This is a genomic window from Burkholderia sp. 572 (assembly GCF_040545135.1).
Taxonomy (GTDB): domain Bacteria; phylum Pseudomonadota; class Gammaproteobacteria; order Burkholderiales; family Burkholderiaceae; genus Burkholderia; species Burkholderia cepacia.
Map to the genome: position 1 here is coordinate 1 of NZ_JBEPLH010000024.1, position 12,022 is coordinate 12,022.

General features: G+C 65.0%; 12 protein-coding genes. 3 read left to right on the plus strand and 9 right to left on the minus strand.

What is annotated here, in order from left to right:
- Positions 1-109 precede the first annotated feature (109 nt).
- Positions 110-727: a type VI secretion system amidase effector protein Tae4 gene (locus tag ABIC51_RS32975; protein WP_027787971.1), complete on the plus strand. Its 618-nt coding sequence runs from the start codon at positions 110-112 to the stop codon at positions 725-727.
- A complete protein-coding gene (locus ABIC51_RS32980) occupies positions 724-1,059 on the plus strand; it encodes a hypothetical protein (RefSeq protein WP_027787972.1) in 336 nt (111 codons plus the stop codon). The genes ABIC51_RS32975 and ABIC51_RS32980 overlap by 4 nt, the downstream gene beginning before the upstream one ends.
- Before the next feature lie 413 nt (positions 1,060-1,472).
- On the opposite strand, the gene ABIC51_RS32985 is transcribed toward ABIC51_RS32980, so the two are convergent.
- The 9 genes from ABIC51_RS32985 to hpnI all read right to left on the minus strand — a co-directional run bounded on the left by ABIC51_RS32985 (position 1,473) and on the right by hpnI (position 10,357).
- Positions 1,473-2,513: a GlxA family transcriptional regulator gene (locus ABIC51_RS32985; RefSeq protein ID WP_027787973.1), complete on the minus strand. Its 1,041-nt coding sequence runs from the start codon at positions 2,511-2,513 to the stop codon at positions 1,473-1,475.
- A 22-nt stretch (positions 2,514-2,535) separates the two neighbouring features.
- Entirely contained in the window at positions 2,536-3,336 is an 801-nt protein-coding gene (locus tag ABIC51_RS32990) for an ABC transporter ATP-binding protein (RefSeq protein WP_021163192.1), read from the minus strand.
- A gap of 20 nt (positions 3,337-3,356) precedes the next feature.
- A complete protein-coding gene (locus tag ABIC51_RS32995; RefSeq protein WP_011351456.1) occupies positions 3,357-4,070 on the minus strand; it encodes an ABC transporter permease in 714 nt (237 codons plus the stop codon).
- Positions 4,067-4,756 (minus strand): ABC transporter permease, encoded by a 690-nt coding sequence (locus ABIC51_RS33000; RefSeq protein WP_021163190.1) that lies wholly within the window; start codon positions 4,754-4,756, stop codon positions 4,067-4,069. Before ABIC51_RS33000 ends, ABIC51_RS32995 begins: the two co-directional genes overlap by 4 nt.
- Positions 4,757-5,029: 273 nt before the next feature.
- Positions 5,030-5,587, minus strand: coding sequence for a lipoprotein (locus tag ABIC51_RS33005; RefSeq protein WP_021163189.1), 558 nt, complete (start codon positions 5,585-5,587; stop codon positions 5,030-5,032).
- Positions 5,588-5,674: 87 nt separating this feature from the next.
- Positions 5,675-6,718 carry a lysylphosphatidylglycerol synthase domain-containing protein gene (locus tag ABIC51_RS33010; RefSeq protein WP_354006827.1) on the minus strand — a complete coding sequence of 348 codons (1,044 nt, stop codon included), beginning with the start codon at positions 6,716-6,718 and terminating at the stop codon, positions 5,675-5,677.
- Positions 6,715-7,599, minus strand: a complete 885-nt coding sequence (gene hpnK, locus ABIC51_RS33015; RefSeq protein ID WP_027787975.1) for a hopanoid biosynthesis-associated protein HpnK — start codon at positions 7,597-7,599, stop codon at positions 6,715-6,717. The genes ABIC51_RS33010 and hpnK overlap by 4 nt, the downstream gene beginning before the upstream one ends.
- A 3-nt stretch (positions 7,600-7,602) precedes the next feature.
- Complete coding sequence (gene hpnJ / locus ABIC51_RS33020; protein ID WP_027787976.1) at positions 7,603-9,024, minus strand: hopanoid biosynthesis associated radical SAM protein HpnJ; 1,422 nt, start codon at positions 9,022-9,024, stop codon at positions 7,603-7,605.
- A 157-nt stretch (positions 9,025-9,181) separates the two neighbouring features.
- Complete coding sequence (gene hpnI, locus ABIC51_RS33025; protein WP_027787977.1) at positions 9,182-10,357, minus strand: bacteriohopanetetrol glucosamine biosynthesis glycosyltransferase HpnI; 1,176 nt, start codon at positions 10,355-10,357, stop codon at positions 9,182-9,184.
- Between the two features lie 641 nt (positions 10,358-10,998).
- Here hpnI and ABIC51_RS33030 point away from each other — a divergent pair.
- Positions 10,999-11,997, plus strand: coding sequence for an LLM class flavin-dependent oxidoreductase (locus ABIC51_RS33030; RefSeq protein WP_027787978.1), 999 nt, complete (start codon positions 10,999-11,001; stop codon positions 11,995-11,997).
- Positions 11,998-12,022: the final 25 nt, after the last annotated feature.

The following is a 12,022-nucleotide window of genomic DNA, read 5'->3' on the forward strand; positions in this document are numbered from 1 at the left end:
GGTTCGATCGTCACTTCTTCCTTGCGTTTGCGTGGCATAAAAGTGGCTCCTTGGTCGCCAGTTTATGCCTCGCACACAAAGTTTCGGATAGGCTCCACCGGGGTAAGCCATGCCTAATCCATCCACCAAGATCCGCACGAACGACACACCAAAATCAAAGCAATCTGTACTGCTTCAAACGCTGTCCTTTCAAGACCTTTGGAACGCGTACCCGAAGAAAGACCCCTACGACGACCCTACCGGCGAATATGAGAATCAATGCGCCATTCGCATGAGCGTCACGTTCCACAGCATCGGAAGCGACATGAAGTCGTTTTCGCAAAATGTGTTGAAGCCGATGCCGGGAAAGAAGACGCTAGGCCGTCTGATGCTTGGAGGCAAATCGACAGCGACACGCGCGTACGAGCTGGCTGAATGGTTAAAGCTGCGTCCATTCCTGGGGCTTGGCAAACCAGAAAACATCACTGGCCCAGATTGGCAAACCAAGGTGAAAAACCGAACCGGTATCATCTACTTTTTCGGCTACTGGCGACAGGATGGCGACTCGGCCGACGTACTGAGCGGCGGTCATATCGACTTGTGGAACAAGGACACGCTTACGCCATCCGTCGTAAGTTTCTTACGCTTCCGCATTGGTATGTCGCGATTCCGAAACCCACTGACAAACAACAACTGGTTCTCCGACCTTGCCAGTGCCAAAGAAATCCTTTTCTGGGAAGTGAAATGAAACGTATGGTGCTCGCTGTACTGGGGTTCGTATGGGGCTTGCTCGTCACATGGGTGACCATCTACTCCCTCAATCACATCCATTGGCCCGAGATGAAATCACATGCGACAGGCTGCAACGACATGGAACACTGCACGTCGCATGCGAAGTTCCTGTGGGGCATGTTCGCCATGCTGTTATGGCCCGCCATCACATGCGCGATATTGAACGCGGTAGCGTATAAACGATGGTCGGGACGTCGCTGGGGTGGAGCGTTTTTCGTTGTAACGTTGCTCGCCACGCTGTTCTATTGCAAGCCATACGTCGCCCCCTACTTAGGTCTTGCCGTCTAACCCCTATCGCTGCTCTTGAGGATCGGATGTGCGCCGTCGTCGTCCATTTGTCGCACGCCTCATGGCAAGATCACCGCAAACACCATCACCGCGCAACTTGAAGTACCGTGCAGCCAAGCGAAGCGAGGATGGAGCTTGCGGGCGGTATACCGCTCTGTTGGGTAGGGAGTGGCGTCAGAACCATTGCTCGAACCACTCCGTGTTCCTGACTGGCGCGGACACTTAGGCGGTGTCCACTCCGGGAACCATGGCACCGGGAAGTCATGCGTTTTCCCAGCGCCTTTCTTTTGGTTACTTTTCTTTGGCAAGACAAAGAAAAGTAACCGCCGCCCCGCGCAGGGGCGACGCTAATAGACCGACAAGCTCACAGGTGCTTCACGACAAAAGCAAGCGCACTGCAAAAAAACCTGAAATCAATCCTTCCCACGCTCGACGAGCGCCCCACCCCGCGGTTCACTGCCCCCGCCGGTCTGCTTCTCGAGCCACGCTCGCCGATCCTCCCGAGGCGTGACCCCGAACCTCTCGCGGTACGCGTTGGAAAAATGCGCAGCAGAAGAAAACCCACAGGCGAGGCTAACCTGCACAACCGACTTGCTGGTCCGCTGCAACTGAGTCCGGGCCTTGAGCAACCGGAGGTTGAGGTAATACTTCGAGGGCATCGCCCCGAGATACTGTCGAAAGAGCCGCTCGAGCTGCCGGCGTGAAACGCCGACGAGTTCGGCGATCTCGTCGGTCGTCAACGGATCCTCGACATTGGCTTCCATGAGCAGCAACGCATCGTTCAACCGAGGATGCCGCTCGCCCGGCGCAGTCACAAAGGGAATCCGCTGCCGCTCTTCGCCGCTCCGCAAAGTCCCGACCCCGAGTGCATCGGCAATCCGCTCCGCGAGGTCCGCCCCATGTTCCCGGCCAATCATGGCCAGCATGAAATCCACGGTAGCCTGCCCGCCCGCGCACGTCGCGCGGTCCCGATCGATCTCGAAGATCTGCTGCGTGACGATCGACCGCTCGAACTGTTCGGCGAACTGCTGATACGTCTCCCAGTTCACGCTCACCCGGTACCCGGAAAGCTGCCCGGCCATCGCCAGCCACCACACGCCGTGATGAATCCCGGTCACGAGCGGCGTGCGCTGCCCGACCCGCGCGAGACTCGCGAGAAACAACCGATAGTCGGCAAACTGCTGAAACCGCTCCGACACGACGATGACCCAGTCGCACGCGATCGCATCGTTGAACGCCGCATCGGCATGCCACTGCGCACCGCCGGCAAGCGGCACGGGCCGCCCGTCCCACGAACACACCTGCCAGCGATACAGCAGCCGCCCGTCGATCTCGTTCGCGAGGTTCAGCGCATCGACGATCGGACCCACGCCCGACATCGACACGGGCGGCAATGCAACGATCGCCACCTGCATCGTGCGGGTGGCGCCTGCGGGACGAGACACCGGTACCACGTATGAAACCCGCCCTGTCGCGTTACTTGAGACTGCCCGACAGGAACTGCTTCAGCCGCTCGCTCTGCGGGCGTACCAGCACTTCCTTCGGATCGCCCTCTTCCTCGGTCCGCCCCTGATGCAGGAACATCACGTGATTCGACACGTTGCGCGCGAAACCCATCTCGTGCGTGACGACGATCATCGTGCGGCCTTCCTCGGCGAGCTTCTGCATCACTTTCAGCACTTCGCCCACCAGTTCCGGGTCGAGCGCCGACGTCGGCTCGTCGAACAGCATCACGTCCGGATGCATCGCCAGCGCGCGCGCAATCGCCACGCGCTGCTGCTGGCCACCGGAAAGATGCGACGGATACTGCTTCTCGACGCGCGGCGGCAAGCCGACCTTCTCCAGGTACTCGCGCGCGCGCTCCTCGGCTTCCTTCTTCGAAATGCCGAGCACGTGCACCGGCGCTTCCATCACGTTCTCGAGCACATTCATGTGTGCCCAGAGGTTGAAGTGCTGGAACACCATCGCGAGCTTCGTGCGGATGCGCTGAAGCTGCTTGTGATCGGCGACTTCGAGCGCACCGGCGCGGTCGGTCTTCGTGCGCACGGTCTCGCCGTCGACGACGATCTGCCCCGCATTCGGCCGCTCGAGAAAATTGATGCAGCGCAGGAACGTGCTCTTACCCGAGCCGCTCGCGCCGATGATGCTGATGACGTCGCCGGCCTTCGCGTTCAGCGATACGCCCTTGAGCACCTCGTTGTCGCCGTAGCGCTTGTGAATGTCGACCGCGGCAAGCTTGGTGGAAGCGGACGCGCTCGTTTGAGTGATCTCGGCCAACTGGCTCTCCTCGAAGTGAATCAATGACGGGCGGCCGCGAGATACGCGAGCCAGTGGCGCTCCGCGCGGCGAAACGCCGCGACGAGTGCGAACGATACCGCAAGATAGATCAGCGCGGCGATTCCGAACGACTGGAACGCCATGTAGGTCGCGGAATTCGCATCGCGTGCGACCTTCAGGATGTCCGGCACGGTCGCCGTGAACGCGACGGTGGTCGCGTGCAGCATCAGGATCACCTCGTTGCTGTACAGCGGCAGCGCGCGGCGCAGCGCCGACGGCAGGATCACGCGGCGGTACATCGTGAACGGCGACATCCCGTATGCCCGCGCCGCCTCGACCTCGCCGTGCGGAATCGCGCGGATCGCACCCGCGAAGATCTCGGTCGTGTATGCGCAGGTGTTCAGCGCGAACGCGAGAATCGCGCAGTTGAAGCCGCTGCGGAAGAACGCGTCGAGCAGCGAGTGCGACCGCACGAACTCGAGGCTGTACATGCCCGTGTACAGCAGCAGCAACTGCACGTAGAGCGGCGTGCCGCGGAACACGTACGTGTAGAACCGCACCGGCGTCGACACCCACTTGTTCTTCGACACGCGCGCGACCGCGAGCGGCACCGCGCACACGAAGCCGAGCGAAATCGACGCGACGAGCAGCCACAGCGTCACCGCGAGGCCGGAGAGGCGCTGGCCGTCCCAGTAAAGGAACGCCTGGCCGAATTCCTGGAGGATCTCGATCATAGTTCTGCGTGCCGCACGCCCATGGAATAACGCTTCTCGAGCTGGATCAGCACGAGGTTGGAAACGGTCGTGATCGCGAGATAGATCAGCGCCGCGACGAGGATGAAGAAGAACATGTTGAACGTGCTCTTGCCGGCGTCCTGCGCGGCCTTCACGACGTCCGCGAGACCGATGATCGACACCAGCGCGGTGGCCTTCACGAGCACCTGCCAGTTGTTGCCGATGCCCGGCAGCGCAAAACGCATCATCTGCGGAAACATGATCCGCACGAACACGCGCATCCCGCTCATCCCGTAAGCCGCACCGGCTTCGAGCTGGCCGCGCGGCACCGACAGGAACGCGCCGCGGAACGTCTCGGTGAAGTACGCGCCATAGATGAAGCCGAGCGTGAGCACGCCGGCCACGAACGGGTCGATGTCGATCTGGTCCCAGCCGACGAAGTCGGTGAACTGGTTCAGCCAGATCTGGATGCTGTAGAACAGCAGCAGCATCAGGACGAGATCGGGCACCGAGCGGATCAGCGTCGTATAACCGGTCGCGATCGCTCGCAGCACCCGGTTGTGCGACAGCTTCGCCACCGCGCCGATCAGCCCCAGCGCCACCGCAGTGGCGAGCGACAGCACCGACAGCTCGATGGTCTGCACGGTGCCGGCCCAGAGGACAGGACCAAAGCCGTAAAGGAACACGCGCGTCTCCAGAGTTGGAATGGATGCCGACGCGTCTGCCTGTCCCGCGTCGGGCTGACGCGGATAGTCGCAAGCGAAATTGATTGCCTCAAATCACCCGGCACGCGATTGCTGCGTCGCAACAATCCGCCCCGTCATTTTCAACCGCGACCTACACCGCTGTTTCAAAAGGAAAAAAGCCGCTCCCTGACAACCGGATAACGGCCAGGGAAGCGGACTTTTTGCAATTTTCCGGTCGCTTTTTCGATATAGCGCCGAAGAAGACGGTCGGGCTTACCGCCCCTTCAGGATGTCGGAGCGCGAAGTCGTGTAGACGAGCCCGTCCGGGCCGAAATGGACGTTGAAGAACGCGTCGGTGTTGACGCCGTCCTCGAGCCAGCGCCAGCTCCAGACCGTCTCGGGCTTGAGCGGATACTGCGCGATGTCGCCGGGCTTGCCGAGCAGGCGCCGCACCTCGTCCTCGTTCATCCCCGGGCGCACTTTCGCGAAATTCTCGGCGGTCAGCACCTGCGTCGCGCCCGTGTAGCGGCCGTTCGCATCGAGGTCGACGAACCACGTCTGGTTGCCCATCGGGCCGCGCGGGTATTCGAGACGCTTCGAGCCGTCGGTGAAGTCGCGCTCGGTCTCGGGTTTGCCCATCGTGCCGCGCACGTCGGCCTCGGTCGATTCGCCGGCCTTCAGCCCCTTCAGCAGCAGCGGCGCGGGCTTGATCGCGTTGAAGAAGTCCCTGATACGTTGCACGTCGAGGTTGCCTTGCTTGTCGTCGCAGCCGGTCAGCGCCAGCGCGGCGGCCAGCATCGTCACGGGGAGCAGCCGGAAACGGAAATTCATCGGAAGAAATGCGCGTCGAGAAAACACGCGGCAAGGATACCCGCGCGACGCCAAAAGCGCGAGACGGGCGCGCGGCCCGTCTCGTGGTCAATGCATCGTTTCGGTTTCGGATTCGGCCACGCGGCCCGTCGCGTGCGGCGCGCGCGGCACGGCCGGCGGCGCACCGATGCTGCGGCGCGTGCGCACGAGTTCGGCAAGCTGCCACGAACCGAGCGCGAGGCAGCCGAACAGCACCTCGCGGCCACGCTTGACCAGCGCGAGCGACAGCGCCGTCTCGCGGTCGACGCCGAACATCTGCGCGAGCAGCACGACGGTCGCCTCCTGCACGCCGAGGCCGCCCGGCACCATGAACGCCGCATGGCGCACGGCCTGCGTCATCGCCTCGATCGCGATCGCGCCGCCGATCGACACCGGATGGCCGAGCAGCGCGAGCGCCCAGTAGATCTCGAGCGCGCCGAGCACGTAGCCGGCCAGCTGCCAGAAGAACGCGCTGAACAACAGGCCCGTGCGCGACATCAGCGTATCGATGTCGGCATCGAGGCGCTTGCCGTCGACGCCCTGCAGCAGCCGGTGCGAATCGCCGAGCAGGCGGCCCGCGAAACGCTCGATCGCGTGGAAGATCCCGCCGCGGCGCATCAGCACGACGCCGAGCACCGGCAGCGGCAGCGTCAGCAGCAGCGCGAGGCCGATCGTGCCGCCGCCCATGTTGTCCGTCGTCGCGAGCAGCAGCACGAGGCCGAGCGCGGCAAACGCATACTGGACGACGATCGTCACGAGCACCTCGACGATCACCGACGCCGTCACGCGGCTCGCGTCGGGCACCTGCCAGCGCGCGAGCCGGATGCCGACCAGCTCGCCGCCGATCCCGACCACCGGCAGCAGCCGGTTCACGGCTTCGCGCACGGTCGCGATCCACCAGAGGAACGGCAGCGACGAGCGCTTGTCGAGCAGCAGGTGCCACGCGTAAGCGTCGAGCAGCAGCGGCAGCGCGTGGAACGGTACGAGCCACAGCAGCGCGTAACCGGCGCGCGCGAGCATCTGCGACACGTCGCCGATGCCTTCGTGCAGCCCCAGCGCCAGCAGGATGCCGATGCCGAGCGGCCAGCCGAGCCATTTGATCCACTTGATCATGACGGCTGCGCTCCCGGTGCGCGCGCCGCCTGCCCGCCGCGCCGCGACGCCGGCTGGCCGAACACGTCGGCAAAACCGCCGGTCGCGACGCCCGCGGCCTTCAGCGCGGCCGCGACGCGCGGCGACAGCAGCGCATCGAGTTCGTCCACCGGACGGTAGCCGGCCATCGTCGGCGTGATCGGGCCGTCGCCGGCCTCGGCCGGATGGCAGTAGATCTCGCCGACGCCCGGCGGCAGCTTGGCCAGCGCGTCGAGCAGCACGGCCTCGTCCATCGCGCCCGTATGCTCGATCCCGACCACGTAGTCGTTGTGCGCGAGCCCCGCCCGGTCGAGCCGCGCGCGCACGAGCGCGATCCACGGCTTGAGCAGCGCGGGCGCGCTCGTCTCGTACGGCAGCCGCACCGCGCGCAGCCCGTAGTCGCGGCCGATCTCGATGATCAGCGACAGCACGGTCGGATGCAGGTGGAAATGCTTGTGCGCGTTCACGTGGTCGAGCGGCAGGCCGCTCGCCGCGAACGCGTCGAACTGCGCGCGAATCTCGCGGCGCAGCTGCGCCCGCACGTGCGGCAGGAAGAAGAAGCGGCAGCCGTCCTTCGCCATCGCGTCGCCGAACCGCCCATCGGGGCCGACGAGTGCGGGAATCTCATGCGCGGGCAGCGTGGCCGGCCCGTCCGCGAGCACGAGATGCAGGCCGACCGCGAGCGACGGCAGCCGCCGCGCGCGCTCGATCGCATCCGGTGCGGCGCTCGCGCCGACCATCAGGCTCGCGGCGTTCAGCACGCCGTCGCGGTGCGCGCGTTCGACTGCCGCGTTGACGCGCGGGTGCAGCCCGAAGTCGTCCGCGGTGAAGATCAGCGCCCGCGCCGCCCGCTGCGTCGCCACGGATTACGCCTCGTGCGCGCGCAGGAAGCGGAAGAACTCGACGCCTTCGCGCAGGCGGCGCTTCATCATGTCCCAGCTCGTCAGCATCTCGCGCACGATCTCCCAGATCTTCGACGGACGGAAGTAGAACTGGCGATAGAACTGCTCGAGGTGGTGATAGATCTCGTCGCGCGACAGGTGCGCGTAGCCGATCGCCGCGAGCTGCACACCTTCCTTGCTCACCAGGTTGATGGTCTTGTTCTCTTCCATCCAGCCGTTCTCCACGGCCTGCTTGTAGAGCGTCGTGCCCGGATACGGCGCGGCGAGCGAGACCTGGATCGTGTGCGGATTGATTTCCTTCGCGTACTCGATCGTCTTCTTGATGGTCTCCTGCGTCTCGCCCGGCAGGCCGAGGATGAAGGTGCCGTGGATCTTGATGCCGAGCTTCTTGCAGTCCGCGCTGAAGCGGCGCGCGAAATCGGTGCGCACGCCCTTCTTGATGTTCACGAGGATCTGGTCGTCGCCGGATTCGAAGCCGACCAGCAGCAGGCGCAGGCCGTTTTCCTTCATGATCTTGAGCGACTTGTACGGCACGTTGGCCTTCGCGTTGCACGACCACGTCATGCCGAGCTTGCCCAGGCCGATCGCGATCGCTTCGGCGCGCGGCAGGTCGTCGGTGAAGGTGTCGTCGTCGAACATCAGTTCCTTCACTTCCGGCATGTTGTCGCGGATCCACTTCGCTTCCGCGAGCACGTTCTCGACCGAGCGCGTGCGGTAGCGATGGCCGCTGACCGTCTGCGGCCACAGGCAGAACGTGCAGCGCGACTTGCAGCCGCGGCCCGTGTAGATCGACACGTACGGGTAGTTCAGGTAGCCGATGAAGTAGTTGTCGATCTTCAGGTCGCGCTTGTAGACGGGCGCGACGAACGGCAGTTCGTCCATGTTCTCGAGGATCGGACGCGCTTCGTTGTGCTCGATCGAGCCGTCCTTCGCGCGCCAGCTCAAGCCCTTGATCTCGGCGAACGGCTTGCCTTCGGCGATTTCCTTGCAGGTGTAGTCGAATTCCTCGCGGCACACGAAGTCGATCGCCTCGCTCGCCGTGAGCGAGTTGTGCGGATCGACCATCACCTTCGCGCCGACCATGCCGACCAGCATCGACGGCTTCATCTTCTTGAGATCCTGCGCGAACATCGCGTCGGTCGGGAACGACGGCGTGCTCGTGTGGATGATCACGAGGTCGTAGTCGTTGGCGATCTTCAGCGTTTCCTCGACCGACAGGCCGTCGGCCGGCGCGTCGACGACGCGGCTGCCCGGCACGAGCGCGGCCGGCTGCGCGAGCCACGTCGGATACCAGAAGGAACGGATTTCGCGCTTCGCCTGATAGCGCGAGCCGGCTCCGCCGTCGAAGCCGTCATACGAAGGGGCCTGCAAGAACAGCGTTTTCATGAATGCTCCGGTAGCCTGCATAGTTCGTTTCGTTACAACGATTCAGTCAAAAAACCGCGGGCCGCCCTGCCGGCGCCCGCCTCTCTGTCATGTCGCGCCGCGCGGCCACGCCGCGCAGCGCGTCTCGGCCCTCGGGCCGGGTTCGACCGGAACGGCCCTAGCGGCCGTCCACTGCTTCCACGGCCGCCGTCGCGCGCTCGCCGCCGACGACCGTCATCCTCGCGCCGCGCCACACGACATGCGTGCCGAACACGGCCGCGAGCCACTCGAGTGCGAGCAGCGTGTCGCGCACCGCGACGAGCGGCAAGTCGCGCCAGAATGCGCGCCAGCCGTCCTCGCCGCGCGCGTGCAGCACGAGCCGCCCGAACGCGCCCACCACGGCCGCCCAGCCCGCCAGCGAGCCGGCGAAGGTGCCGTCGAGGCGCAGCGCGAGCGCCGCGCCGATCGCGAGCCACGGCACGGTGAACGTAATGAACAGGAACGCGAAACCGGCCGGGTTCAGCGAACGGATCGTGCGCAGCCAGCGCGTCTCGCGGTGCCAAAGCGGCCCGAACGACGGCTCGATCACGTCGGTCGCGACCTCGACCTCCGACAGCACGGTGCGGCGCCCGAGGCGGCGCGGCAGCTCGGCCAGCCAGAAATCGTCGGCCAGTTCGTCCTTCAGCACGGGAAAGCCGCCGATCCGGTCGAGCGTGTCGCGCGTCAGCGCGAGCGTCGCGCCGAAGCCGAAGCGGCTCGAGCGGCCGAGATGCGTGATCCGGACCGACGGCGCGAACCAGGCGTCGACGAACTGCGCGCCGATTCGCGTCCAGAACCCGCCGACGCTGCGCGCATGATACAGGCACGTGACGACGCCGACCGACACGTCGGCGAGCGGTGCCGTCACGCGCTCCAGATAATCGCGCGTCACCGCGATGTCGCTGTCCGCGATCACGATGCGGCCGTATTTCGCGCGTTCGGCGAGGTTGATCAGGTTGCTGACCTTCAGGTTCTTGCCGTGCACGCGCGCATCGATCACGAGCGTGATGTCGCACTCGGGGTAATCGGCGCGCAGCCGTTCGACCACGGCGACGGCCGGATCGGCCGCCGACGCGACGCCAAACAGTACTTCGTAACGCGGATGACGCTGCTCGCAGAACGTCGCGAGGTTTTCGTACAGGTGCGGCTCCGCGCCGCACAGCGGCTTGAGCACGCTGACCGGCTCGAAGCCGTCGCGCGCGGCCGTGCGCGGCGTACGCGGCCGCGGCGCGAACGCGGCGACGAGCGCATAGCCGGCCGCGGCCAGCGTAAAGACGATCAGGAGCCAGTCGAGCATCGTTGCGGTTGCCGTCATGCGCGAGGCCTCCCGGCGACCTGAACGCCATGGAAAACGCTTGAGCGCGATTGAGCGTGATTCGGTATTCCGACAACGACGAACGCGGGCACGACCCGACTCCTTGTTCCAGCAGCGTCTGTATATGAGGGAGGCTCGCCCCATCCTTCGGGTGTGGCCATGCCCGGCTTCGCGTGGGGCACCTCCGCGCGAAACCCGGACGAGATGCGGGAAGACTCGTATGGCTACCTTCGGCACAACATGGGCAGGCGCCGGATTTTAGCAGTCTGCGGCACCCCGCGCTCGGCGCTCCGAGAAACGGACTTGTGCAATTCCGGCAAAGCTGCGCAGTCGGCGAACCATTTGAGCGCACCCGCGTTCACGTTAGCGTAAGCGGTTTGCAGGCGTATTGCAGTCTTGAAAATCAATCGTTTCGTGCAAATTTGTACGTCGATGCGGATTCACATCCAATCGCCGTAAAGATTGGTAATTAATCGTCGATTGGATTGATTTTCGCAACGATCGCCGGATTCAGCCTTGCACCCCTGAAAGGCGCATGGGTATCGCGCCGCCCTCAGCAGGTTCCGGAACCCTTTGGCAAAATCCCTGGCATTTGTTGCGTAAGCGCATCACCCCGCCCCCCCCTGTTCGAAGGCCAACCGATGACTCCGTTTTCCGTACTCGATCTCGCCCCCATTCCAGCCGGCGCCGACGCCTCCCAGGCTTTCCGCAATACCGTCGATCTCGCGCAGCACGCGGAACGCTGGGGTTACCTGCGCTACTGGCTCGCCGAGCATCACAACATGCCCGGCATCGCGAGCGCGGCAACGGCCGTCGTGATCGGCCATGTCGCGGGCGCCACGCAGACGATCCGCGTCGGGTCGGGCGGCATCATGCTGCCGAACCACGCGCCGCTCGTGATCGCCGAGCAGTTCGGCACACTCGCGTCGCTGTATCCGGGGCGCATCGACCTCGGCCTCGGCCGCGCGCCCGGCACCGACCAGACCACGTCGCGCGCGCTACGCCGCGACCTGATCGGCAGCGCCGATTCGTTTCCGGACGATGTCGCCGAGCTGCAGCGCTATTTCGCGGAGCCGGTGCCCGGCCAGCGCGTGCGCGCGGTGCCCGGCGCGGGGCTCGACGTACCCGTGTGGCTGCTCGGTTCGAGTTTGTTCAGCGCGCAGCTGGCCGCGATGCTCGGGCTGCCGTTCGCGTTCGCGTCGCACTTCGCGCCGGATTATCTGATGCGCGCGCTCGAGATCTATCGTGCGCAGTACCGGCCGTCGGCCGCGTGGCCGAAGCCGCATGCGATGGTCGGCGTCAACGTGTTCGTCGCCGATACCGACGACGAGGCGCGGCGCCTGTTCACGTCGCTGCAGCAGCAGTTCATCAATCTGCGGCGCGGCACGCCGGGCAAGCTGCCGCCGCCCGTCGACGTGCTCGAGGCCAACGAGCTCGAGCTCGCGACCGTCGCGCATTCGCTGTCGTTCGCGGCGGTCGGCTCGCGCGACACCGTGCGCGACAAGCTGCGCGACCGCATCGCGCAGACGGGGGCCGACGAGCTGATCGTCACCGCGCAGATCTACGATCACGCGGCACGGCTGCGTTCGTTCGAACTGACCGCGCAGATCCGCGACGAGCTCGCGAGCGAGGTGCGCTGACGGCACACGCCCGCGGCCGCCCCCG